This is a genomic window from Aquamicrobium sp. YD-1-mutant5, from assembly GCF_059509755.1.
This window is the reverse complement of sequence record NZ_JCAKKP010000007.1, coordinates 48,064-71,427: the sequence shown is the minus strand read 5'-3', so window position 1 is coordinate 71,427 and position 23,364 is coordinate 48,064. Positions and strand designations below refer to the sequence as shown.

The following is a 23,364-nucleotide window of genomic DNA, read 5'->3' as shown; positions in this document are numbered from 1 at the left end:
CGGGGCCTTTTTCATATCCTCATAAGCCGGCTTCGTTCACGCGGGCGTCATGGTGTCCGCATAGATCACACCCGACACGTTTGGCCTCTACACGTTCGGCGGAGTGATTCTGATGCGAATGTTCTGGAAAAGCCTGCTGCTCGGTTGCACCTGCCTGATTTCTGCTAATGCAAGTGCGGTGGCAGAAAACCGGGTCGACCAGATCCTTCAGCGCTTCGAGCAGGCCAACCTCTGGCGCGATCATGTGATGATTGTGGCACACCGGGCAGGGGGCCTGCGCTCAGCCAAGGCGCTTTACCCAGAAAACTCGCTGGCGGCGCTGGAAGCGTCGATCGCCGATGGCGCCGAAATGGTGGAGGTCGATGTCCGACGCTCGGCTGACGGCATTTTCATCGTCATGCACGACAGTTGGCTCGACCGCACCACGACCTGCAAGGGCGAGGTCGCCCCGCGCACGCTGGCGGAGTTGCGGCAATGCCGCCTCGTGGTCGAGGGAACCGGAGCCGCAACAGCGGAACATGTGCCGACGCTGACCGAATTCCTGATGGCCGCAAAGGGACGCATTCTGGTCAATATCGACAACAAGCTCGACAGGCAGGCATTTCCCGAAATGGTTGCCGTTGCACGCGGGCTCGGTGTGGCGCACCAGATCGTCATCAAGGAAAACCTGTGGAACGAACAGCGCCTTGCCGGGGCGCAGGATATGGTCCGTCAACTGGGCGGCGACGTGCATTTCATGCCCATCATCGCCGATGATGCCGTGCACGAACCGGCTTTTGCCGAGACGGTCCATTCAGGCCTGCCATCGAATGCGATGGAACTGATCAACTGGCGCAATGGCGCGGATATGCTGACGCCCGCCGGCGGTCCCCTGTTCTCGAACCGCATGCGCGCGGCGGCGGTTCGCGGGAACTGGCATATCTGGGCGAACACCTATGCCATCGTCAACAAGCCGGGCGGTTTCCTGTCCGGGGGACGCGGCGATGAGCTGGCCACGCTGGCCGGAATGCCGGCGGAAAGCTGGGGCTTCTGGGCCGAGCGCGGCGCCACCATCATCCAAACCGACGAGCCCGGTCTCGCCATCGAATGGCTGGCCGCGAACGGCTATCGCATCCCTTATGATGGCAAAGGCGACGGCCCCGAGGAAACCGAGCGGACGGCGCGGATCAACTGAGTTTCGTCACAGGATCCGGCCTGAGCACGGGATCCAGCCTGAGAGGGGCGCAAACAAAAAGGCCGCCCGAAGGCGGCCTTTTCGATATCTGAAACCGGAAGCGGATCAGCGCTTCGAGAACTGGAAGGAGCGGCGAGCCTTGGCGCGGCCGTACTTCTTGCGTTCCACCACGCGGCTGTCGCGGGTGAGGAAACCACCCTTCTTCAGCACGCCGCGCAGCGTCGGCTCGTAATAGGTGAGAGCCTTGGAAATGCCGTGACGCACGGCGCCGGCCTGACCCGACAGACCACCACCGGCGACGGTAGCGACGATGTCGTACTGGTCGACGCGGCCAGCGGCGACGAGCGGCTGGTTCAGGATCATCTGCAGGACCGGACGAGCGAAGTACTTGTCGTACTCCTTGCCGTTGATGGTGATCTTGCCGGAGCCGGGCTTGACCCAGACGCGGGCGATGGCGTCCTTGCGCTTGCCGGTGGCATAGGCGCGGCCCGACTTGTCGAGCTTCTGGACATGGACCGGCGCGGCCGGCTGCGAAGCCTGGGCGACGGAGCCGAGTTCTGCGAGCGAGGAAAGCTGCTCAGCCATTACGAGGCCCTCTTGTTCTTGGCGTTCAGCGCGCCGACGTCGAGCGTTTCGGGCTGCTGGGCGGTGTGAGGATGATCGGTGCCTGCATAGACGCGCAGGTTCTTCATCTGGCGGCGGCCGAGCGGGCCACGCGGAATCATGCGCTCAACGGCCTTCTCGAGAACGCGCTCCGGGAAGCGGCCTTCGATGATCTGGCGCGCGGTGCGCTCCTTGATGCCGCCGGGATGGCCGGTGTGCCAGTAGTACTTCTTGTCGGTGTACTTCTTGCCCGTGAGCACCACCTTGTCGGCATTGATGATGATGACATTGTCACCGTCGTCGACATGGGGGGTGAAGGTGGGCTTGTGCTTGCCGCGCAGACGGTTGGCGACGAGAGAGGCGAGACGGCCGACGACGAGACCTTCGGCGTCGATCAGCACCCACTTCTTCACCACGTCCGCAGGCTTCTGCGAAAAGGTTGTCATGGTTTTGTTTCCGTTTGAGACCCTGCCTGCCTTGCGGCCGACACGGCGTTTCTTGTTGCTTGGGTTGGAAGCTTGCGCAGCCAACAGCAAACAGCAGCCTGCAAGGCCACTGTCAGCAAGGGGCTTATAGGAGAGGGCGACAACCCCGTCAAGCAGGCTTAATTGGGTGAATTCCAAAAATATAAAGTAAAAACAATATCTTATATTTGAGGTATTATTTTACCTCACCCAGTGATCGGAAACCCGGTCCTGAATGTCGCTGATGAATGTTCGAATTTCTTTCTGCAATTTCCATACGCCGTGATTGTCGTTCTTTGATAATGGAAACTGGAAATGTTCGCCGTTGGCAAGTTTAGTCAGATCATCAATGGCTTTGAGGGCATTGGGGCATTCTCCCTCGCTGTGGTTTCCGGAAATTCGGAAGAGCAACTCACCTTCCCCTTTTAGTGCATAAAGTGCTGCCCGTAATTCGCGCCGCTTCTGGGTAAACGCATCTTGGCAAATCTCATCTTTTGTTAGGATGCGAAGGGATACGAGGGATGATGCGCAGCCGAGCACGCGCTGTCCCCATTCGATGAGTTGCTTGTCCGCTTCCAGTCGGATCGCCTGCTTCGAAATCTGATTTGAATGATCGGCGAGCTCGTTGGCGTTCTGGGAGATCGAATTGGCGTTGCGGGCGATGACGACAGCGGCAACCGCCAGCACGGAGGTCGCGATCAGGTTCATGAGGTCGAGCATCATGTGGATCTGTCCTCCGTTCAGACGGGTCTCTTCCCGGCAGGGGGGATGGAATAGGTGCCCGTCGCGTGCGCGACCGTCAGCCTGTCGGGCCCGGCCACGATGTCGGCATCGAACACCATGAGGCTCCTGCCGAGCTTCAGAATCCGGCAGTGCGCATCGATGGGGCCTGCCTCGGCCTTGCGCGTGAAATTGATGTTCAGGTTGGTCGTCACCGAAAGCGCATCGGCGCCCGCATGGGTCAGCACCAGGACATAGCCGCCAATATCGGCGAGGGTGAACAGCGTGGGGCCGGATACCGTGCCGCCGGGGCGCAGATGGCGTTCGTCGGCATTAAGGCGCACCGTGCATCCGCCGGAAAACACCTCGATGGCTTCATAATCGCGTCCGCCTTCGTTGAGTTGGGGATAGATGGACCCCATCAGTTCGTTGACCTGATCGACTGTCAGGCCGGGGTTATGCGTCGTCTGTGCTGGCATGGCATGGCTCCGGTCGAATGCCGCCTATGAGAAGCACATTTGCCGTGAAACTTCCAACAGGAGCATGCAGACCTCACCAGGCAGGCGGCTGGGAGAGGTGGCGGAATATGAAATGACCGGGGATGGAATTTAATTCTTCGTATCCGGGCAAAATGGGGATTTTCATTCCAAACAAATTGCATGGATGGAGTTTTCCGCTTTGCAACTTGCCTTGTTGGTCTCAATGATAGCATTGAGTTTCCGGTTTTCCCTTTCTGGAGGAATGAAATGTCGCAGAATGCCCCCGGCTTCAACACGCTCGCCGTTCACGCCGGTGCAAAGCCAGATCCGACCACAGGAGCCCGCGCGGTTCCGATTTACCAGACCACATCCTACGTCTTCAACGATGCCGATCATGCGGCCTCGCTGTTCGGCTTGCAGGCATTCGGGAACATCTACACCCGCATCATGAACCCGACGCAGGGCGCGCTTGAAGAGCGGGTGGCGGCACTTGAGGGTGGCACGGCAGCACTTGCCGTCGCGTCCGGCCACGCCGCGCAGCTTCTCGTCGCGCATACGCTGCTGAAGACTGGCGAAAACTTCATTGCGGCACGCCGTCTCTATGGCGGCACGATCAACCAGTTCGGCCATGCCTTCAAGAATTTCGGCTGGGAAGTGCGCTGGGGCGACCCGAAGGATCTGTCGACATTCGAGTCCCAGATCGACGAGAACACCAAGTTCATCTTTGTCGAGAGCCTTGCCAACCCGAATGGCGAGTTCGTCGATATCGCGGCCATTGCCGACATCGCCCACAAGCACGGTCTGCCGCTGGTGGTCGACAACACGCTGGCCTCACCCTATCTGGTGCGCCCGATCGAGCATGGCGCTGACATCGTCGTCCATTCGCTGACCAAGTTCATCGGCGGTCACGGCAATTCCATCGGCGGCATCATTGTCGATGGTGGCACCTTCGACTGGTCGAAGTCCGGCAAATATCCGATGCTGTCGGAGCCGCGCCCGGAATATGGCGGCATCGTGCTGCACCAGACTTTTGGCAATTTCGCCTTCGCCATCGCCACGCGCGTGCTTGGCCTGCGCGACTTCGGCCCGGCCATCTCGCCCTTCAACGCCTTCATGATCCTCACCGGCCTTGAAACCCTGCCGCTGCGCATGCAGCGCCATTGCGACAATGCGCTGGCGGTGGCCGAATGGCTGTCAAAGCATCCCAAGGTGTCGTGGGTTTCCTATCCGGGCCTTGCCTCCGATCCGAACAATGCGCTGCAGAAGAAGTATTCGCCGCAGGGCGCGGGCGCCGTGTTCACCTTCGGCCTGAAGGGCGGCTACGACGCCGGCGTGAAGTTCGTCGAGGGACTGGAGATGTTCTCGCACCTCGCCAATGTCGGCGACACCAAGTCGCTCGTCATCCACCCCGCCTCGACCACGCACCGCCAGCTTTCCGACGAGCAGAAGACGCTGGCCGGCGCCGGCCCCGATACGGTTCGCCTGTCGGTCGGCATCGAGGATGTGAAGGACATCATCGCCGATCTGGAACAGGCTCTGGCCAAGGCCTGATCTTCACGCCAATAAGGGCTCCGGTTCGGACCGGAGCCCTTTTTTCAGGTCTGCATACGATATGTCGGAACAGAAATTCCTCACGCTCGACATTTCCGGCATCGAGCCGGAAACCGGTGCGCCCGCGCCGGAACGCATCATATCGGGGGCACCCGTGTTCCGCACCTGGAGCGCCGAGGAGCGTGACGGAGGCCTTTACGCGGGCGTCTGGGAATCGACGCCCGGCAAGTGGCGCATCGAATATGACGAATGGGAGTATTGCCGTATCCTGTCCGGCGTTTCGGTGATCTCCGGGGAGGGTGGTGAAGCCAGAACCGTACGGGCCGGCGATTCCTTTATCCTCAGGCCAGGCTTCAGAGGAAGCTGGGAAGTCCTTGAAACGACTCGCAAGGAATATGTGATCCGCCTCTGAGCGATCGGCTGATCGTCACCCGGATGTCATGACCGGCAGGTAGCTGCGGCTTGTCCTTCCAACAAGCCAAGGAGGCCTCTCATGGTCACCCGCAGAAACATCATCAAGGGCGGCGCTGCGGCCGCGTTTTTCGCACCCTTCGCCGGTTTCACCGTCACCGGCGCTGCCGCGCAGGGCGGGCCGCTGTTCCGCTTCGGCATCGTCGCCGATCCGCAATATGCGCCCGTCGTCCCCAACCTGAAGTCCAACCGCTACTACGCCAACAGCCTCTGGAAGCTGTCCGAAGCCATCGAGGCCTTCAATAAGGAAGACCTTCAGTTCGTGGCCACGCTCGGCGATATCATCGATCGCCACTGGGAAAGTTTTTCCCATATCCTGCCGCTTTACGACAAGCTGAAGCACGAGCACTTCTTCGTGCTGGGCAACCACGACTATGACATCGCCAAGGAATATCTGGCCTCGGTCGTCCGCACCGTGGGCATGGACAAGGCCTATTACGACTTCACCGGCGGCGGCTATCGCTTCATCGTGCTCGACGGCAACGATGTCAGCACCTTTGCGCCGCCGGAAGGCGATCCGCGCCGCGAAATCGCCACCAAACGTCTGGACGAACTGAAGGCGCAGGGCGCCGAAAACGCGCAAAGCTGGAACGGCTCGCTGAGCGACGAGCAGTTCGCATGGGCCGAGGAAACCATGAAGAAGGCGCAGACCGCCGGCGAGAAGGTGATCGTTCTCAATCACTACCCCGTCTATCCGGCCAATGAGCACAACCAGTGGGATTCCGAGCGCATCGTGAAGATGCTGGCCGACTACGACAACTTCGTCGCCTATTTCAACGGCCACAACCACGCCGGCAATTATGGCGAGACCGGCGGCAAGCATTTCCTCAATTTCAAGGGCATGGTCGATACGCCCGACACCACCGCCTATGCGGTCGTCGAGGTTTATGGTGACCGCCTCGAAGTGCGTGGCGTCGGCCGCGAGGAAAACCGTACGCTCAAGATCTGACGCTTCCTGCCTGTCGAAGATATGCGCCGGCCTTCATATGTGGGCCGGCGTTTCGTTCCGGCTTGCGGCAATCTTAACGATAACTGCATCAGTCTCACCCTTGCGCAAGGGTGAGAGGCCATCCTATTTACGGGATGAGAAGCCAGAATGATTCAATGCCGGCCTTGCCATCGTTCCGTGCCGGACCATCTCGACAAGGACACTTCATGAGAGACCCGATCGAAACTTATATGAACCTCGTTCCGATGGTGGTCGAGCAGACCAATCGCGGCGAGCGGGCCTACGATATTTTCTCCCGCCTCCTGAAGGAGCGCATCATTTTCATCACGGGTCCGGTTGAGGACGGCATGGCGACGCTGGTTTGCGCGCAGCTTCTGTTCCTTGAAGCCGAAAACCCGAAGAAGGAAATCTCCCTCTACATCAATTCGCCGGGCGGCGTGGTGACGAGCGGCATGGCGATCTACGACACCATGCAGTTCATCAAGCCGGCCGTTTCGACGTTGTGCATCGGCCAGGCCGCCTCCATGGGCTCGCTGCTGCTTTGCGCCGGTCACAAGGACATGCGCTTTGCGACGCCGAACGCCCGCATCATGGTTCACCAGCCATCGGGCGGCTTCCAGGGCCAGGCATCCGACATCGAGCGCCATGCCCAGGACATCATCAAGCTCAAGCGCCGTCTCAACGAAGTCTACGTCAAGCACACAGGCAAAGACTACGAGACCATTGAAAAGACGCTCGACCGCGACCATTTCATGACTGCGGAAGAGGCGTTGGCCTTCGGCCTGATCGACAAGGTTCACTCCACGCGTGAGGCCGCTGAGGCAGACACCGCTTCGGCATAAGGCAGGCTTGGGCCGGGATGACGCGCTTTTGAGAAGATTTGCGGCATTTCGGCCACAATTTGCTGTTCCCACGGCTCGCGCGATTGCCTACGTTAAGGCAATGTTGATTTTCGACGGCTTAGCTTCAGCAAAGGCTTTAAGAGAATCAATGCCGCGTTTTCTGATTGGTGTTTCGTACGGAATACGTTGCAGGTGCTGGACAGGTCGGTAAAGGCGGATTTCCCGGGCTCATGGGAATGCGCCTGCTGATCGGGGCCCCGGTGGACGGTCATGAAAGGACTGGAAGATGAGCAAGGTCAGCAACAGCGGCGGCGGAGATTCCAAGAACACGCTCTACTGCTCGTTCTGCGGCAAGAGCCAGCACGAAGTGCGCAAGCTGATCGCCGGTCCCACGGTGTTCATCTGCGACGAGTGCGTTGAACTGTGCATGGACATCATCCGCGAGGAGAACAAGACCTCGATGGTGAAGTCGCGCGAGGGTGTGCCCACGCCGCAGGAAATCATCACGGTTCTTGATGATTATGTGATCGGCCAGCCGCACGCCAAGCGCGTGCTGTCGGTTGCAGTTCACAACCACTACAAGCGCCTTGCCCACGCCGGCAAGAGCAACGACGTCGAGCTTTCGAAGTCGAACATCCTGCTCATCGGCCCGACGGGCTGCGGCAAGACGTTGCTGGCCCAGACGCTGGCGCGCATCATCGACGTTCCCTTCACCATGGCCGACGCCACCACGCTCACCGAAGCGGGCTATGTCGGCGAGGATGTCGAGAACATCATTCTCAAGCTGCTCCAGTCGGCCGACTACAATGTGGAACGTGCCCAAAGGGGTATCGTCTACATCGACGAAATCGACAAGATCAGCCGCAAGTCCGACAATCCCTCGATAACCCGCGATGTCTCGGGCGAGGGCGTGCAGCAGGCGCTTCTGAAGATCATGGAAGGCACCGTTGCCTCCGTGCCGCCGCAGGGCGGCCGCAAGCATCCGCAGCAGGAATTCCTGCAGGTCGATACCGCCAACATCCTGTTCATCTGCGGTGGTGCTTTCGCGGGCCTCGACCGGATCATCTCCGACCGCGGCCGCAAGACCTCGATCGGTTTCGGCGCCAGTGTCGCCTCGCCGGAAGAGCGCCGCACGGGCGAGTTGTTCCGTCAGGTCGAGCCGGAGGATCTGCTCAAGTTCGGCCTGATCCCCGAGTTCGTCGGCCGCCTGCCGGTTCTGGCGACGCTTGAGGATCTTGACGAGGCCGCGCTGGTTCAGATCCTGTCCGAGCCGAAGAATGCGCTGGTGAAGCAGTATCAGCGCCTGTTCGAGATGGAAAATGTCGAGCTGAGCTTCCACGAAAACGCGCTTGCCGCGATCGCCCGCCGCGCCATCGAGCGCAAGACCGGTGCACGCGGCCTGCGTTCGATCATGGAAGCGATCCTGCTGGACACCATGTTCGAGTTGCCGGCGCTGGAAGGCGTGCGCGAGGTCGTCATCTCCGAGGAGGTGGTGTCCGGCAATGCGCGTCCTCTCTACATCTACTCGGACGCCAAGGAAAAGAAGGGTAACGTCAGCGCCTGACGTTATCAGGCCCGGAAGCCGCCAGGCGGTCTCCGGGCTCTTGTCTCGCAGGCGCAATGACGGGCTCATCCGCAAGGCAGACAGACCGGCCGGCCCCATAAACGGGCCAGAGTGAAGCGCGCCAGAGCCGCTTTAAGACCTCCACCCGGTTTATGGCGCATATCGCCACTTGATCTTTGCTTTGCCGGCATCCACCTAACGGGTGAGTTCGGGTATCAAGTCCGCGCTGCATGAGCCTCCGTCGCAAACGGTGGTAGGCGGAACGATCCCCGGTCGTTAATATAGGATTCGCGTTCGGCTAAAAGCGTGCGCGAAGGAAAGGTTTGACAATGGCCAAAACAGCCCGGTCCGCAGGCAGCGGTGTGTTCGCAGTTCTCCCGCTGCGCGACATCGTGGTCTTTCCGCACATGATCGTGCCGCTCTTTGTCGGCCGTGAAAAATCGATCAAGGCTCTCGAAGAGGTGATGGGTCAGGAAAAGCAGATCCTGCTCGCCACCCAGATGAACGCCGCTGACGATGATCCCGAAGCCGACGCCATCTATGAGGTGGGCACGCTCGCCAATGTGCTGCAGTTGCTGAAGTTGCCCGACGGCACCGTCAAGGTGCTGGTGGAAGGCACTTCGCGTGCCCGCATCGACAGCTTTACCGATCGCACGGATTTTCACGAGGCACATGCTTCCACGCTTGAGGAGCCTGCCGAGGACGAGGTCGAGATCGAGGCGCTTGCCCGGTCCGTGGTCTCGGACTTCGAGAACTACGTGAAGCTGAACAAGAAGATTTCTCCCGAGGTGGTGGGTGCCGCCAGCCAGATCGACGACTATTCCAAGCTCGCCGATACGGTTGCCTCGCATCTGGCCATCAAGATTCCCGAAAAGCAGGAAATGCTCTCCACGCTTTCGGTGAAGGAGCGTCTTGAACGCGCCATGGGCTTCATGGAGGCGGAGATTTCCGTGCTTCAGGTCGAGAAGCGCATCCGCAGCAGAGTCAAGCGCCAGATGGAGAAGACCCAGCGCGAATACTACCTCAACGAGCAGATGAAGGCGATCCAGAAGGAACTCGGCGAGGGCGAGGACGGCCGCGACGAAGCCGCCGAACTGGAAGCGCGCATCAAGAAGACCCGGCTTTCGAAGGAAGCCCGCGAGAAGGCGGAAGCGGAGCTGAAGAAGCTGCGCACCATGTCGCCGATGTCGGCGGAAGCCACCGTCGTGCGCAACTATCTCGACTGGCTGCTGTCGATTCCGTGGGGCCGCAATTCCAAGGTCAAGCAGGACCTCGAATTTGCCGAGGGCGTGCTCGACGCCGATCACTACGGGCTTGAGAAGGTCAAGGAGCGCATCGTTGAGTATCTGGCCGTGCAGAGCCGCCAGAAGAAGCTCAAGGGTCCGATCCTGTGCCTCGTCGGCCCTCCCGGCGTCGGCAAGACCTCGCTTGGCAAGTCGATCGCCAAGGCAACGGGTCGTGAGTTCGTGCGCATGGCGCTTGGCGGCGTGCGTGACGAGGCCGAGATCCGTGGCCACCGCCGCACCTATATCGGCTCGATGCCCGGCAAGGTTATCCAGTCGATGAAGAAGGCGAAGAAGTCCAACCCGCTGTTCCTTCTCGACGAGATCGACAAGCTGGGGCAGGATTTCCGTGGCGATCCGTCTTCGGCCCTGCTGGAAGTGCTGGATCCCGAGCAGAACTCCGCCTTCATGGACCATTATCTCGAGGTCGAATATGACCTGTCGAGCGTGATGTTCGTGACGACGGCAAACTCGCTCAACATCCCGGCGCCGCTCATGGACCGCATGGAGATCATTCGCATCGCCGGTTACACCGAGGATGAGAAGGTCGAGATCGCTAAGCGGCACCTGCTGGCCAAGGTGGTGCGTGACCATGCCCTTCAGCCGAAGGAGTTCTCGGTTGCGGACGACGCCATCCGCGCGATCATCCAGACCTACACCCGCGAGGCGGGCGTGCGGTCTCTGGAGCGCGAGCTGATGAAGCTCGGCCGCAAGGCGGTGACGGAGATCCTGCGCACCAAGAAGAAGTCGGTGAAGATCACCCGCGAAAACCTCGACCAGTATCTTGGCGTCGAGCGCTATCGCTTCGGCATGGCCGAGACGGACGATCAGGTCGGTGTCGTCACCGGTCTGGCATGGACCGAGGTTGGTGGCGAGCTGCTGACCATCGAGGGCGTCATGATGCCGGGTAAGGGTCGCATGACCGTGACCGGAAACCTGAAGGACGTGATGAAGGAATCGATCTCGGCGGCGGCATCCTATGTCCGCTCGCGGGCTATCGATTTCGGCGTGGAGCCGCCGCTTTTCGACAAGCGCGACATTCACGTCCACGTGCCGGAAGGTGCTACGCCCAAGGACGGTCCTTCGGCCGGTATCGCCATGGTCACGGCCATCGTCTCGGTGCTGACCGGCATTCCGGTGCGCGCTGATATTGCGATGACCGGCGAGGTGACGCTGCGTGGGCGTGTTCTGCCGATCGGCGGGCTGAAGGAGAAGCTGCTGGCAGCACTTCGTGGCGGCATCAAGAAGGTGCTGATCCCCGAAGAGAACGCCAAGGACCTTGCCGAGATTCCGGACAACGTGAAAAACGGTCTGGAAATCGTCCCGGTCAGCCGTGTGGGCGAGGTTCTTCAGCATGCGCTGCTGCGCATGCCGGAGCCGATCGAGTGGGTCGAGCCGGTTGGTACGCCGGCTGCCGTCGATACTTCTGACGACGCCGGAAAGTCGCTGGCGCATTAGAAACTGCTCACATTGCAGTGCATGAATCGAAAGGCCGGGCAAAAAGCCCGGCCTTTTTTGCTGAAAAGCCCGGAAAACAGGGGATTTTCGGGGCTGAAAGCCGTGATTTCGCTTGGTTGCGGCCTCGCTTCTTTTTAAAGTTCAGCTCCTGCCGGATGAGTCTTTCGTCCCGGTTTTCTCATGAAAGGGAAAGTTTATGAACAAGAACGAACTGGTGTCCGCTGTCGCCGATGCTGCGAAACTCTCCAAGGCTGACGCACAGTCGGCGGTTGATGCGGTTTTCTCCGTCATCACCGGCGAACTGAAGAACGGTGGCGACGTCCGGCTTGTCGGTTTCGGCAACTTCTCTGTGTCCAAGCGCGCGGCTTCGACCGGCCGTAACCCGCAGACCGGCGCCGAAGTTCAGATCCCCGCCCGCACCGTGCCGAAGTTCACTGCCGGCAAGGGTCTCAAGGACGCTGTCAACTAAGGTGCAGCCATCTCCTCGGGGCAGTGCATGCCTCGTTCGGGACTTGCTAAAACCCCGTCGACTGATCGGCGGGGTTTTTTCCGTTTGGGCTCAGTGTTGCCACGCAGGTGCAAGGGGGGCTGTGGCAATTGACCGGTGTCGGATTGTGGCGAGGCCGCAGGTGTCCGGACTGATTTGCCGCAAGCTTGGATTTCGGCGGCAAAAGCTGCTATCTGGCGCATCATGAATGATCTGGTCCGCCCTGTTCTCACCCCGCCCGACGGTCACCGCAAGGTGCTGCTGCACTCATGCTGCGCGCCCTGTTCCGGTGAGGTAATGGAAGCGATGCTCGCCTCCGGCATCGACTACACGATCTTCTTCTACAATCCCAACATTCACCCCGAGCGTGAATATCTCCTGCGCAAGGACGAGAACATCCGCTTTGCCGACAAGCATGGCGTGCCATTCGTGGATGCCGATTACGACAAGGACAACTGGTTTGCCCGCGCCAAAGGCATGGAGTGGGAGCCGGAGCGGGGAATCCGCTGCACCATGTGCTTCGATATGCGATTTGAGCGCACGGCCCTCTACGCTCACGAGCATGGCTTTCCCATCATGACCAGCTCGCTGGGCATTTCGCGCTGGAAAAACATGGCCCAGATCAATGATTGCGGCAAGCGCGCCGCTGCTCCCTATGAGGGGCTGTCTTATTGGGAATACAACTGGCGCAAGGGTGGCGGTGCCGCCCGCATGATCGAAATCAGCAAACGCGAAGAATTCTATCAGCAGGAATATTGCGGTTGTGTCTATTCTCTGCGTGACACGAACATTCACCGCCGCAATCAGGGCCGCTCACCGGTCGTGCTTGGCGAGAATTATTATCACGAAGCGCCTGAAAGCAAGGACGACTGAGTTCGGGCTTTGTAACCCCCGTCACGGCATGGAACGGTCACGCAGCATTGCAGGGACGTGAGCCGGATGATGTTGTCGTGATCTGGAGAGAGCTGCTGGCGAGCCTGTGAGGGTGCGCTTGCGCCAAAGCCTTGCAGCGGGCTACCTGAGACGGCAGGGGGCGGTTGGCTGCATATCTCCCAGGGAGCCGCAAGGCATAACCCATGCGCTGTGCCGCCTCTGAATTCCTGTGAGTTCGCTTATCCAGTCAAGCAGCATATTCTGCTTGCCTCGAGACCTTCACTTCCGGCGATCAGTAGCCGTGAAGGGAGATCGCCGACCTCAGAACCCATCCGCGCTTGCGGTTCTGCGTTTCAACGTAGCAGTAGCCATTGCGACAGGGTGGTGACCTCAGCAGATGGATGGTCTCGCCACGGGGCACAATACCGAGCTTGTTGTCATACTCGCTGGGACCTGACCTCAGATTGAGCGGATTGCGTGACACCGCATATCCGATGATATCGCTTCGGGTGCCTTTTCCGGCCCGGCTGTCAGGCGTCCGCGCGACAGCTTCGGCAAGGACCCAGCCGCGAACGCCGCGCGGACCCTGCACAAAGCAGTATCCGTCGATGCATCCGGGAGGAGACAGGAATACGAGAGAGCTTCCTTTGGGAAACTCGCCCAGCCGGGTGAAGGATTTCCCCGGTCCCTTGCGAATGACAAGCGGATGCATCGCGGTGCCGCGCACATCGTGGCCACCGGATGAAGGTGTTTCGGACGAAGGCGTCCGCCCGAGCAGCTGCTCAACGGCATGTGCGGGAAGAGCGGTGGATGCAATGATAATGGAGACAAGTGCAAGGCCGGTTCTGGCAAATTTCATCGGCGGTTCCCCCCAAAAGCCATGCCACCAGATATGAATCTGCTTCGCCTGTCGAGCGTCAACTGATTCATGGCCCGCGCATTGAAGAACAGACAGCCTGCGAATCGGAATTGGATGCTCTCGAAGGGATACAAGCCAAGCGGAAACGGACCTCGGCCAGCTTATAGAGATGACCACCGGCTCGCTTCCACGAGACAGATATGCCTAAAAGAAAACTACTAAGAGGGGGAAAATATCAAACTCTGAATTGCCATCCGGCATTCAAAGCTCTGCTTCAACAATATGCTTCTAAGCCATTGTAAAATGGCGCGAGTGACGGGGCTCGAACCCGCGACCTCCGGCGTGACAGGCCGGCACTCTAACCGACTGAGCTACACCCGCGCTTCGGACGGACACCGTTGATGTGTTCGTCGTTGGCGGCTGAATAGGGGGTTCCCTGACAGGTGTCAAGCGCTCCGGTGACGGTTCTGTGAAAAGATCGAATGTTTTTCCCGAAAGCCTGTTCAGGCCCTGTTTTACCACAGGCAGAGAGGGGGAATTGCCTGTTGGGGCTTGCGAAGCAGAACGGAACTTCGTATTGCTCCGCCCCGCTATGGGCGATTAGCTCAGTTGGTAGAGCGCTTCGTTTACACCGAAGATGTCGGCGGTTCGAGTCCGTCATCGCCCACCATAGCTTTCAGGATTTTTCGGTTTTGTCGCGAAGCGCTCTGCGGGTTCATTGGACCAGCGAAGACGCGCCAATATCGCGCCGGTAATCCGGTGGATGACATGCACTTGCAGTTGCACTGGGGCAGGGCATGGCCTCGATTGTGCCCTATGATGCGGAACGGCACGGGCAATCATCCCCTGTGGGAATGCTCTCGTCTTGAAGGCAGAGAAGCTCTGATGCTTTGATGCGGCTGGTAATATCGGGAAAGGGGCCGGACGATGATCAGTGATGTGGACAGGAAGCATCTGAGGCGCTGCGTTGAGCTGGCGGCCGAGGCGCTTTCTTCTGGCGACGAGCCTTTCGGATCGCTTCTCGTATCCCGGGATGGCGTGGTTCTGTTCGAGGATCACAACCACGTGGCTGGCGGCGATCACACGCAGCATCCAGAATTCGCGATTGCCCGCTGGGCAGCGGAAAACATGACGCCTGATGAAAGAGCGGCTGCCACCGTCTACACATCCGGTGAGCACTGCCCGATGTGCGCGGCGGCACATGGATGGGTTGGGCTGGGAAGGATCGTCTATGCCTGCTCTTCAAAGCAGCTGACCATCTGGCTGACGGAGCTCAACGTTCCTGCATCGAGAGTGCGCCCGCTGCCGATTGGCGAGGTGATCAGGGGCACGGCTGTTGATGGGCCTGTCGAGGAATTCGCAGACGACGTACACAGCCTGCATGTCAGATTTCACCGATCGTAGACGGCCCTGAACAGGTCAGCCGGTCACGGAAAACGAAAACCCCGGCCGGAACCGGGGCTTCATTTTCGGATAATCAAACGTCTCAGCGGCCGGGAGCAATCTGCTTCTTTGGAGCCGCCTGCGCCTTCGGTGCAGCGTCGCCCTTGTTCGTCGTCATGCTGCTGCCCCGGACCTTGCAAAAATAGGCCGCCTGCGCGTGGGAAACCTGCAAAGTGGTTCCGGTCGAGGTCACGCCGTTTTCGCACTTGATCGTGTAAACGCCGTTGAGCACGTGGATTGAATACGCATAGGCGCCGGTGACCGGAGCGAGAAGTAAGACGGACGCAATGGCGGCTTTGGCGATGGTTTTGATGGTCATGGTTCATTCCTCCTCTTGAACATGCCGGAGGATGCCTGCCTCTGTTTGAACCTTCGCTGTAAACGCCATTCAGGAGGCGTTCAGCATGCGGTTCGCTTTCGGCCGGCCTGAAATCGCATGCTGATGCCGGCCGCCGAACGATGCGCGAATGCTACAGATATTTCTCGATTGCCTTACCGGCCTTGAGGAAGCGCAGCGGATTGAGCGGTGTGCCGTTCTGGCGGACTTCATAGTGGAGGTGCGGGCCGGTCGACCGGCCGGTGTTCCCGGTGCGTCCGACAATGTCACCAGCCTCAACCTTCTGCCCTTCGCTCACCGAGATTCGGCTGAGATGAGCGTAACGGGTTGAGAAACCCTGACCATGGTCGATCTCGACCATGCGCCCATAGCCGCCACTCCATTCAGCTTTGACCACGGTTCCCGCCGCGGATGCTCTGGCCTCCATTCCCACGGGGGCTCGAAAATCCATGCCCGAATGGAAAGCAGCCGAACCGATCAGCGGATCCCTGCGCACACCGAACGTGCTGGTTACGGCATGGCCGGGCGCGGGATTGGATAGAGGCAGCCGTCGCACCTCGCTCTTGACGTGGCTCAGCGTTTGCAGGGCTTCATCGAGTTCCCTGAGCCTCAAGTCGAAAAGATTCGCCGTGTCGACCGGAATCAGCGGCCCACCGACATCGGTTCTGGCCATGCCGTCGGCCGGAAGATCCAGATCGACCGGCAGGCCTGCCGTTTCGAGGGCGTTGGAGATAGCATCGGCGCTCAATGAAGCCGCATCGGCCAGCTGCGTGATGTGGGCAAGCTGATCGTCCTCGATCTCTTTGAGCGAGCGGTTGATGGTGACGAACAGCTCGTCGGCACGATCGGCTTGCGATCCAGTCTGTGCAGGCGAGGCATAGGCTGTCATGACCGGCATGGACGCCGGATCCGCGCCACGCGTGGTCCAGTTTGCGAAGGGATTGGCCCCGACAGCAGCGGCTCTGACCGGCTTCTCAGGTTTTTCGATCGAGCCGGTGATTTCAGGAACGGCGCTGTTGCGCTGCGAGGGCAGGGGAGCGCTGAGCGGCAACGGTCCGGAGATCTCGCGGCCGGCACGGTCGAGGATCGGCCCCAGCCGGCCATGGCGATCGCTCAGTCGGCTCTGACGCTCGATCAGTTCGGTGACCCTGGTTTCCATGAGCTGCTGGTCCAGCAGCTGCCGGCTGGTTATGCGATCCACCTGCGCGCGAAGCGCAGAGATGCGATCCTCATAGGCTTGCTGCACCCGCGCCTGTCGCGCTGTGGCGGCGCTGATGATGTTGTCGCGCAATACCAGATAGGATGTGGCGCCCAGATAGCCGATCGACAGTGCAATGGCCAGGGACCCGGCCAGCGCCGCGATCCATGGCCGCACGGTAAAATGCCGGATCTCATCGCCCCGGGCGATGATCACCGTGTGCGGCTCCCTGCGCTTGCCAAATACCGATGACTGAACTGCGGTCACGATACGCCCCGTTAACCATTCCCACCTCCGATTTATGCGGTGTTAGGGTTAACAAAGCTTTGCCTCTTGATGGCGAAGGGCAGGATGGCCTTGCGAAATGAAAAAAGCCCGCTGTCGAAACAGCGGGCCATTGACGGGGAGGCAGTCGTAAAAAGCTTACCCGAATATCCACCACAGTATGATGATCGGGATCGGAACTCCAATCGCCCACAACAGCACGCTTCGCATATAGTCCTCCTTGGCTTGTTGCGGTCTCAACGTCTCTTGCGGAGGAAAGGTTCCCGCTACAAAGCGCGGGTTGCCTCAAGAACGGCTTCGGCATGGCCTTTCACCCTTACATTTCGCCAGATCTGCGCGATGCGTCCGTCAGGACCGATCAGAAATGTCGAGCGTTCGACGCCCATGTAGCTGCGCCCGTACATCTGCTTCTCCACCCAGACCCCATAAGCTTCCACGATCCTGCGTTCCTCATCGGCGGCAAGCGAGACGGTCAGATCGTGTTTGGCTTTGAATTTGTCATGTTTGGCAGCACTGTCGGGAGAAATGCCGATGACTGTCGCGCCAGCCTTGTCGAATTCGGGTTTGAGCTGCGAAAAGGCGATGGCTTCGCTGGTGCAGCCGCTGGTGTCGTCCTTTGGATAAAAATAGACGATCACCGGTTTGCCGGCGAAATCGGCCAGCCGCAGCGTGGCGCCGCCGTCGCCCGGCAGTTCGAACAGTGGGGCCGTGTCGCCGATCTGAAGTTCGATTTCCCTTGTGGCTGTCATAGCTATGCCCTTGTTTGAGGTTACGCGGTGGGGCTCAGCAATATAAGCTTCTGCCGGGATTCGCGTTTGAGCACAGATGATGGCAAGAGCATAGGATGCGGCAAGCAAAACCCGAAGACGGCTTTGTGGTCTGAGCTTCCAACCGGGCATTGGTGTGGATAAGCAACTTCCGCAACATGAGAAGATCAGGTTTCGGCGCACGGAGATCGTGGATCTCGGCGCCCTGCCTTCTGCCGGCTGCGCCCCGCCGCTTGGACGCGCGTCATTGCGGCGGCGTGCGCGCTGGCTGAAGCGTTTTCTTGCATCCGTCGCCATTCTCGCGGTGCTGCTGTGTGTGGCGGTCTATGGCATCGGTGCGTCGGGTGTCGGAACAGCGCGCCTCCAGCAGGAGGCTGAGGCTGCCATTCGCCGGCTGGCCGAGACCGATGTGAAGGTCGAGAGCGGCCCGGCAGGCGTCACGCTGGACGGATCCAGCTTCCTTGCCCTTCAGGTCCGTGACCTCAGCCTCCTGAGCGAAGATGGCAGGCCCATGCTTCAGGCGGGCAGTGTCCGGTTCGGTATGCGGGCCTTGCCGCTGGTGACGGGCGAGGTTCGCCTGACCAGCGCCAGACTGTCCGATGCGCGCATCGACCTTGCGGCGCTGCCTTCAGCCGGGGGAGACTGGGCGTCCTCGCTGCGAGACGGGCAGGGGCTGATCGATCCCGACAAGGTCATTGCCGCTGTCTTTGACGGGGTTCGCGAGGCGCTGGATGCCGTCAGGCTCGATTCCGTGCGCAGCATCAGGCTGATCAATGTCGAGGTGGCGCTGCCTGAGGCAAGTGGTTTGGGATCCGTGAAGATCGCCGATGCCGTGGTCCGGCAGGCGGGGGCCGATCGCATGGAGCTTTCCACATCGGCCTCGATCGATGGCCGGGCCATCACAGTGGCTGGAACTGCGGCGCAGGAAGCCGGAACGCGGCGCATCACCGATCTCGACGCCACCATCGAGATAGCCGGAGACCGGCGTGAGCTTTTCTGGCCGGGCGCAGGCCATGAAGTTGGTTCGGGAACGCTTCGGCTGACCGGAGCTGAAGGCGCCGGAGAAAATCAGTCGCGGCTGAACGCGGTGCTGAAACTTCAGGGCTCGGCACTGGATCTGGGAAAAAACGGGCTGGTGGCTGGAGACCTTGCCATCGAAGCCGTTCTGGAAAACGGCTCGAACAAGATCGATGTCAGCCGGTTGCAGCTTAACACCGGCCAGTCGAGCTTCGCCTTTGAGGGCTCGATCGGACCCCGGCCGGTTGGCGCGTCGCCGGAGGACAAGCCTGCCTACCGTTATGATTTCGTCAGCGACGGATCGAGCCTTTCTCCGGATGATTCGTCGGAGCCGGCGCTGAAATTCCTGACCCGGATTGCCGGCACTTACGACGTGGAGAGCCGCAGGCTCGTTGCCGATACCATCGCTGTTCGCTCGGGCGCGGGTGGGGATGCCGTCGGCATGGGGGCGGTCCAGTTTGCCGAGGGCAAGGTGCCGGGCGTGTTTCTGGCGCTGACGGTTCACGATATGCCCGTCTCCCATGCCAAGCAGCTGTGGCCATGGATGGCGGCCGGAAGTGCCCGCCAGTGGGTGCTGAAGAATCTCTTCGGCGGGCGGGTGAAGGAAGCCAGCCTGCACTACGATTTGCCGCCGGGACGTCTTGGCTCCGGTTTGCCTCCGGGACCTAAGGAGGTGTTTGGCCGGTTCGATGTCGAAAACACGCGTTTCGATACGGCCGGGCATATCCCGCCGGTGCGCGATGCGGTGGGGCGGATCGAGTTCGAGGGCACGAAAGTGCGCATCTCGCTCGATTCCGGAACCGTCTACATGCCAAGCGGGCGCATTGCTGCGGCAAGCAACGGCACGCTGACGGTCGACGACGCCGAGAAGCGCCCGGTGATCGGCAAGCTGGACATCGATGTCGAGGGCGAGGCCGACGCGATTGTCGAGCTTGCCTCCTACGAGCCGATCAGCGCCATGCGCTATGTGGGCATGAAGCCGGAGGATTTTTCCGGCCATGTGACCGGCAATGTGAAGGCCGATATCCCCCTTCAGTCTGGCGCCGATGTCAGCAAACTGCATTGGCTGGTTGCGCTCGACTACACGGATCTGGGGCTTCAGCGCGAATTCGACGGCCAGAACGTGTCGGGCGCCAACGGCTCGATCGTGGTGGACCCGGATAAGGCCACCATTACCGCTAACGCCACCCTGAACGGCATCCCGGCGGAAATCAGTCTGGTGGAGCCCCTGAAACCGGGGGAGAGTGATGCCCGCAGCCGCAAGGTCGCTCTGATACTGGATGACAAGCTGCGCGAGAAGATGATGCCCGGACTTGCCGGGCTCCTCAGCGGCACGATGAAGGTTGGGCTGGAGAACAGGCCCGACGGCTTGCGCGCCCTTACCACCGATCTGACGTCGACAAAGCTGACGATCCCATGGGTAGGCTGGAGCAAGGGAGCGGGCATCCCTGCCCGGCTTTCCCTTTTGATGAAGACCGAAGGCACCAACACCAGGCTTTCCAATATCAGTCTGGACGGAAAAAGCTTCTCCCTGCGCGGAGAGGTGCAGCTTGCAGGCGGCGCACTGTCTTCCGCGACCTTCGATAAGGTACGGCTGAACCGTGATGACGATGTCGCCGTTTCGATTCGCCGCAACGGGTCTGGCTACAAGGTGGATGTGTCAGGCGCTGTTCTCGATGCCCGCTCGGTGATCAGGCAGTTTACCGCCGAGCCCGCCGGTTCGGGCAAGAAGGGGACGAATCGCGACGCGATTTCCCTGACCGCCAACGTGGCGCGGCTGAGCGGCTTCCATGGCGAGGTGCTCGGCGGCTTCAGGCTGAACTACGACGCGACCGGCTCGCGTATCAACGCGCTCAAGGCAAGCGCGATGACCGGCGATGGCGCCACGGTGACAGCCGAGGCCGGCACAAGCGGCAACCAGCGCACCATGACGATGCGATCCGCCAATGCGGGAGCCGTGCTGCGTTTTCTCGATGTGTACCGGAACGTTCAGGGTGGCGGCATTTCCATTGCCCTGCAAGGTGGCGTTGATGGCCCGCTGCGCGGCAAGATCGATGCGCGCGATTTTCTGGTGGTCAACGAGCCGAAGCTCGCCTCGATCGTATCCACCACGCCAAAGGGCGACAGCCGCAGCCTCAATCAGGCTGTACGCGGTGACATGGACACTTCCCGCGTTCAGTTCGAGCGCGGTTTCACGGAGGTGGAGACTGGCACCGGCTATGTGAAGCTCGCCAATGGCGTGTTGCGCGGACCGCTGATCGGCACCACTTTCCAGGGCATCCTCTACGATCAGAACGACAATATGGACATGACCGGCACTTTCATGCCGGCCTATGGTTTCAATCGCATTTTCGGCGAATTGCCTCTGGTCGGCGCGATTCTGGGCAATGGCCGCGACCGGGGTCTGATCGGCGTCACCTACAGGCTGCGCGGAAAAGTGAAAAAGCCGGAACTCGAAATCAATCCGCTTTCGGTCATCGCACCGGGAATCTTTCGCTCGATCTTTGAATACAGATAGAGCCTGAACGAGGCTGCCCTGCCTGCCATTGTTTAGCAGGCAGGGCAGTGCCGCGCTTACTCCGCCATCAACCGCATCTGCGGCTGGCCATTGCCGCGCAGGGCCGGCGAAACACCGCGCTCGTCCACAGTGGCGGTAACACGCTGGCGCAAAGCGGCGAACATGAGGTTGGGCGTGACGTTCACCGGCTCGTCGAACAGCACCGTGACTTTCAGGCGCCGCATGCCGGAAACAAGCTGCGCGCCGATCAGAACCCCTGAAAAGGGTTGTTCGAGATAGAAGCCACGCACACGCATGCCGATCTGAAAGGGCACGGCCGTGCGTTCCGGCAGAACCGCACGCGCGGTGTTCCAGTCCCGGTAGCCATGGGAGCGGGCTACCGCTTCAAGAGCAGCGCTGTGGGTCATGGGTTGGCCGGACCGGGCGTGATGCTCACGAAGGTTTCTGGCCTCGGTCTTCAGCGATTGTGAAGATGGGGTGTCGAGGGATAAAGACATGTCGGGTCTCTCCGAAATGGAGGCGACTTCCTGCATGGGAGCCCGCATTGCCATGATGCGCCCTGGGAGAAAACAACCGAAGGGTCATCGATAAGGCTGGGCTTCACCATGGATCACGCGATCCGCGGGCGGCAGGCGCCAGCAACCGATGCTCCAGATGGGCTCTCTTCGGCGACAAGTCAAGGGCGACGCGGCCGGACGGGTGCTGCGCGTCGCACCCATCCGGAAAAAGGAATCTGGCCGGTCCGGTCAGGCCGGACGAACCAGAAGGTGTTTTTTCTTGCCGAGAGAAAGCTTTGCGACATTTTCCGGATTCAGATCCTGAGCCGTCACGACGAGCTTGTCATCGGCCACGGGCTGGTCGTTGAGACGGACGGCGCCGCCCTGAATGTGCCGGCGGGCCTCGCCGTTGGACGATGCCAGACCGGCACTGACCAGCAGCGACAGGATGCCGATGCCGGCCTCAAGTGCTGCGCCCTCCACCTCGACGGTGGGCAGGGTCTGCGCCAGTGCGCCTTCCTCGAAGGTTTTGCGCGCCGTTTCCGCGGCCTCTTCGGCAGCCTTGCGGCCATGCAGCAGAGCCGTGATCTCGGTGGCGAGGATCTTCTTCGCTTCGTTGATCTCGGCACCGCCCAGTGCCGCCAGCTTCGCGACCTCATCGAGCGGCATCGTGGTGTAGAGCTTCAGGAAGCGCTCGACGTCGGCATCCTCGGTGTTGCGCCAGTACTGCCAGAAATCATACGGGCTCAGCATGTCCGGGTTGAGCCAGATGGCGCCGCCGAGCGACTTGCCCATCTTGGCGCCCGAAGCGGTGGTGAGCAGCGGCGTGGTCAGCGCGTAGAGCTGCGGCGTACCCATGCGGTGGCCGAGATCGATGCCGTTGACGATGTTGCCCCACTGGTCAGAGCCGCCCATCTGCAGGCGTATGCCATAGCGCTTGTTCAGCTCCACATAGTCGTAGGCCTGCAGGATCATGTAGTTGAATTCGAGGAACGACAGCGACTGGTCGCGATCGAGTCGCAGCTTCACGGAATCGAAGGACAGCATGCGGTTGACCGAGAAGTGCCGCCCCACATCGCGCAGGAATTCCAGATAGTTCAGCGGCAGCAACCAGTCGGCATTGTTGACCATGAGCGCATCGCGCGGGCCCTCGCCAAAGGTCAGGTAGTTGGAAAACACCTTTTTGATACCATCCATGTTTTCCTGAATGGTCTGCGGCGTCATCAGCTTGCGCGCCTCGTCCTTGAACGAGGGATCGCCGACCATGCCGGTGCCGCCACCCATCAGGGCCACAGGACGATGACCGGTCTTCTGCATCCAGTGCAGCATCATAATCTGGATCAGACCGCCCGCGTGAAGGCTCGGCGCAGTCGGATCGAAGCCGATATAAGCCGATACCGTCTCCTTCGCGAACAGCTCGTCGAGGCCGGATTCATCCGAAATCTGGTGGATGAAGCCGCGTTCACTCATGATGCGCAGGAAGTCGGATTTGAAGGCGGTCATTTTTCTTTTCCCGAAAGCACCG

The 23,364-nt window shown here is 60.5% G+C and carries 21 protein-coding genes and 2 tRNA genes; 12 read left to right on the top strand and 11 right to left on the bottom strand.

The features are described 5' to 3' along the window. The first annotated feature begins 112 nt into the window (after window positions 1-112). On the top strand, window positions 113-1,174 hold the full coding sequence (locus AC5XE7_RS12295) for a glycerophosphodiester phosphodiesterase family protein (protein ID WP_495366246.1): 1,062 nt from the start codon (window positions 113-115) through the stop codon (window positions 1,172-1,174). A 105-nt stretch (window positions 1,175-1,279) separates the two neighbouring features. Here AC5XE7_RS12295 and rpsI read toward each other — a convergent pair whose 3' ends face one another. The 4 genes from rpsI to AC5XE7_RS12275 form a co-directional block, all read right to left on the bottom strand. Next, window positions 1,280-1,759: a 30S ribosomal protein S9 gene (gene rpsI, locus AC5XE7_RS12290; RefSeq protein ID WP_183829010.1), complete on the bottom strand. Its 480-nt coding sequence runs from the start codon at window positions 1,757-1,759 to the stop codon at window positions 1,280-1,282. Then, on the bottom strand, window positions 1,759-2,223 hold the full coding sequence (rplM, locus tag AC5XE7_RS12285) for a 50S ribosomal protein L13 (RefSeq protein ID WP_183829013.1): 465 nt from the start codon (window positions 2,221-2,223) through the stop codon (window positions 1,759-1,761). Before rplM ends, rpsI begins: the two co-directional genes overlap by 1 nt. Window positions 2,224-2,442: 219 nt before the next feature. Continuing rightward, on the bottom strand, window positions 2,443-2,964 hold the full coding sequence (locus AC5XE7_RS12280; protein ID WP_495366245.1) for a hypothetical protein: 522 nt from the start codon (window positions 2,962-2,964) through the stop codon (window positions 2,443-2,445). Between the two features lie 17 nt (window positions 2,965-2,981). Next, window positions 2,982-3,440, bottom strand: coding sequence for a PaaI family thioesterase (locus AC5XE7_RS12275; RefSeq protein WP_495366244.1), 459 nt, complete (start codon window positions 3,438-3,440; stop codon window positions 2,982-2,984). Between the two features lie 267 nt (window positions 3,441-3,707). On the opposite strand from AC5XE7_RS12275, the gene AC5XE7_RS12270 reads away from it, so the two are divergent. From AC5XE7_RS12270 to AC5XE7_RS12235, 8 genes are all read left to right on the top strand, one after another. Continuing rightward, window positions 3,708-4,991, top strand: coding sequence for an O-acetylhomoserine aminocarboxypropyltransferase (locus AC5XE7_RS12270; RefSeq protein ID WP_495366243.1), 1,284 nt, complete (start codon window positions 3,708-3,710; stop codon window positions 4,989-4,991). Window positions 4,992-5,052: 61 nt separating this feature from the next. Beyond that, entirely contained in the window at window positions 5,053-5,403 is a 351-nt protein-coding gene (locus AC5XE7_RS12265) for a cupin domain-containing protein (protein ID WP_495366242.1), read from the top strand. Between the two features lie 81 nt (window positions 5,404-5,484). After that, window positions 5,485-6,411, top strand: coding sequence for a metallophosphoesterase (locus tag AC5XE7_RS12260; RefSeq protein ID WP_495366241.1), 927 nt, complete (start codon window positions 5,485-5,487; stop codon window positions 6,409-6,411). A 206-nt stretch (window positions 6,412-6,617) separates the two neighbouring features. Further along, window positions 6,618-7,253, top strand: coding sequence for an ATP-dependent Clp protease proteolytic subunit (locus AC5XE7_RS12255; RefSeq protein ID WP_183829031.1), 636 nt, complete (start codon window positions 6,618-6,620; stop codon window positions 7,251-7,253). A gap of 286 nt (window positions 7,254-7,539) precedes the next feature. Next, on the top strand, window positions 7,540-8,817 hold the full coding sequence (gene clpX / locus AC5XE7_RS12250; RefSeq protein WP_183829033.1) for an ATP-dependent Clp protease ATP-binding subunit ClpX: 1,278 nt from the start codon (window positions 7,540-7,542) through the stop codon (window positions 8,815-8,817). A gap of 329 nt (window positions 8,818-9,146) precedes the next feature. After that, a complete protein-coding gene (gene lon / locus AC5XE7_RS12245; protein WP_495366240.1) occupies window positions 9,147-11,558 on the top strand; it encodes an endopeptidase La in 2,412 nt (803 codons plus the stop codon). 196 nt (window positions 11,559-11,754) lie between these two features. Next, entirely contained in the window at window positions 11,755-12,027 is a 273-nt protein-coding gene (hupB, locus tag AC5XE7_RS12240; protein WP_183829038.1) for a DNA-binding protein HupB, read from the top strand. Window positions 12,028-12,249: 222 nt separating this feature from the next. Continuing rightward, window positions 12,250-12,918, top strand: coding sequence for an epoxyqueuosine reductase QueH (locus AC5XE7_RS12235; protein WP_495366239.1), 669 nt, complete (start codon window positions 12,250-12,252; stop codon window positions 12,916-12,918). 292 nt (window positions 12,919-13,210) lie between these two features. Here AC5XE7_RS12235 and AC5XE7_RS12230 read toward each other — a convergent pair whose 3' ends face one another. Beyond that, window positions 13,211-13,777: an SH3 domain-containing protein gene (locus AC5XE7_RS12230; protein WP_495366238.1), complete on the bottom strand. Its 567-nt coding sequence runs from the start codon at window positions 13,775-13,777 to the stop codon at window positions 13,211-13,213. A 304-nt stretch (window positions 13,778-14,081) separates the two neighbouring features. Then, window positions 14,082-14,158, bottom strand: a tRNA-Asp gene (locus AC5XE7_RS12225). 213 nt (window positions 14,159-14,371) lie between these two features. Between AC5XE7_RS12225 and AC5XE7_RS12220 the strand changes: the two genes are divergently transcribed. Both AC5XE7_RS12220 and AC5XE7_RS12215 read left to right on the top strand, forming a co-directional pair. Further along, window positions 14,372-14,447, top strand: a tRNA-Val gene (locus AC5XE7_RS12220). Between the two features lie 257 nt (window positions 14,448-14,704). Next, window positions 14,705-15,181, top strand: a complete 477-nt coding sequence (locus AC5XE7_RS12215; RefSeq protein WP_495366237.1) for a nucleoside deaminase — start codon at window positions 14,705-14,707, stop codon at window positions 15,179-15,181. A gap of 82 nt (window positions 15,182-15,263) precedes the next feature. Here AC5XE7_RS12215 and AC5XE7_RS12210 read toward each other — a convergent pair whose 3' ends face one another. The 3 genes from AC5XE7_RS12210 to bcp form a co-directional block, all read right to left on the bottom strand. Beyond that, window positions 15,264-15,539 (bottom strand): hypothetical protein, encoded by a 276-nt coding sequence (locus AC5XE7_RS12210; protein ID WP_495366236.1) that lies wholly within the window; start codon window positions 15,537-15,539, stop codon window positions 15,264-15,266. A 151-nt stretch (window positions 15,540-15,690) separates the two neighbouring features. Continuing rightward, window positions 15,691-17,025, bottom strand: a complete 1,335-nt coding sequence (locus tag AC5XE7_RS12205) for a M23 family metallopeptidase (protein ID WP_495366299.1) — start codon at window positions 17,023-17,025, stop codon at window positions 15,691-15,693. 281 nt (window positions 17,026-17,306) lie between these two features. Further along, the gene (gene bcp, locus AC5XE7_RS12200) at window positions 17,307-17,789 is read right to left on the bottom strand and encodes a thioredoxin-dependent thiol peroxidase (RefSeq protein WP_183829050.1); all 483 of its coding nucleotides are present in this window, start codon (window positions 17,787-17,789) and stop codon (window positions 17,307-17,309) included. A gap of 154 nt (window positions 17,790-17,943) precedes the next feature. Here bcp and AC5XE7_RS12195 point away from each other — a divergent pair, with 154 nt between their 5' ends. Then, complete coding sequence (locus AC5XE7_RS12195; protein WP_495366235.1) at window positions 17,944-21,342, top strand: hypothetical protein; 3,399 nt, start codon at window positions 17,944-17,946, stop codon at window positions 21,340-21,342. A gap of 56 nt (window positions 21,343-21,398) precedes the next feature. On the opposite strand, the gene AC5XE7_RS12190 is transcribed toward AC5XE7_RS12195, so the two are convergent. Then, on the bottom strand, window positions 21,399-21,839 hold the full coding sequence (locus AC5XE7_RS12190; protein WP_287948535.1) for a glyoxalase superfamily protein: 441 nt from the start codon (window positions 21,837-21,839) through the stop codon (window positions 21,399-21,401). Window positions 21,840-22,088: 249 nt separating this feature from the next. Continuing rightward, window positions 22,089-23,342: a tyrosine--tRNA ligase gene (gene tyrS / locus AC5XE7_RS12185; protein ID WP_495366234.1), complete on the bottom strand. Its 1,254-nt coding sequence runs from the start codon at window positions 23,340-23,342 to the stop codon at window positions 22,089-22,091. Window positions 23,343-23,364 lie beyond the last annotated feature (22 nt).

Excerpts from the sequence above, each read along its gene's own strand:
- AC5XE7_RS12295 (WP_495366246.1), top strand. The coding sequence starts at position 113 with ATGCGAATGTTCTGGAAAAGCCTGCTGCTCGGTTGCACCTGCCTGATT.
- rpsI (WP_183829010.1), bottom strand. The coding sequence starts at position 1,759 with ATGGCTGAGCAGCTTTCCTCGCTCGCAGAACTCGGCTCCGTCGCCCAG.
- rplM (WP_183829013.1), bottom strand. The coding sequence starts at position 2,223 with ATGACAACCTTTTCGCAGAAGCCTGCGGACGTGGTGAAGAAGTGGGTG.
- AC5XE7_RS12280 (WP_495366245.1), bottom strand. The coding sequence starts at position 2,964 with ATGATGCTCGACCTCATGAACCTGATCGCGACCTCCGTGCTGGCGGTT.
- AC5XE7_RS12275 (WP_495366244.1), bottom strand. The coding sequence starts at position 3,440 with ATGCCAGCACAGACGACGCATAACCCCGGCCTGACAGTCGATCAGGTC.
- AC5XE7_RS12270 (WP_495366243.1), top strand. The coding sequence starts at position 3,708 with ATGTCGCAGAATGCCCCCGGCTTCAACACGCTCGCCGTTCACGCCGGT.
- AC5XE7_RS12265 (WP_495366242.1), top strand. The coding sequence starts at position 5,053 with ATGTCGGAACAGAAATTCCTCACGCTCGACATTTCCGGCATCGAGCCG.
- AC5XE7_RS12260 (WP_495366241.1), top strand. The coding sequence starts at position 5,485 with ATGGTCACCCGCAGAAACATCATCAAGGGCGGCGCTGCGGCCGCGTTT.
- AC5XE7_RS12255 (WP_183829031.1), top strand. The coding sequence starts at position 6,618 with ATGAGAGACCCGATCGAAACTTATATGAACCTCGTTCCGATGGTGGTC.
- clpX (WP_183829033.1), top strand. The coding sequence starts at position 7,540 with ATGAGCAAGGTCAGCAACAGCGGCGGCGGAGATTCCAAGAACACGCTC.
- lon (WP_495366240.1), top strand. The coding sequence starts at position 9,147 with ATGGCCAAAACAGCCCGGTCCGCAGGCAGCGGTGTGTTCGCAGTTCTC.
- hupB (WP_183829038.1), top strand. The coding sequence starts at position 11,755 with ATGAACAAGAACGAACTGGTGTCCGCTGTCGCCGATGCTGCGAAACTC.
- AC5XE7_RS12235 (WP_495366239.1), top strand. The coding sequence starts at position 12,250 with ATGAATGATCTGGTCCGCCCTGTTCTCACCCCGCCCGACGGTCACCGC.
- AC5XE7_RS12230 (WP_495366238.1), bottom strand. The coding sequence starts at position 13,777 with ATGAAATTTGCCAGAACCGGCCTTGCACTTGTCTCCATTATCATTGCA.
- AC5XE7_RS12215 (WP_495366237.1), top strand. The coding sequence starts at position 14,705 with ATGATCAGTGATGTGGACAGGAAGCATCTGAGGCGCTGCGTTGAGCTG.
- AC5XE7_RS12210 (WP_495366236.1), bottom strand. The coding sequence starts at position 15,539 with ATGACCATCAAAACCATCGCCAAAGCCGCCATTGCGTCCGTCTTACTT.
- bcp (WP_183829050.1), bottom strand. The coding sequence starts at position 17,789 with ATGACAGCCACAAGGGAAATCGAACTTCAGATCGGCGACACGGCCCCA.
- AC5XE7_RS12190 (WP_287948535.1), bottom strand. The coding sequence starts at position 21,839 with ATGTCTTTATCCCTCGACACCCCATCTTCACAATCGCTGAAGACCGAG.
- tyrS (WP_495366234.1), bottom strand. The coding sequence starts at position 23,342 with ATGACCGCCTTCAAATCCGACTTCCTGCGCATCATGAGTGAACGCGGC.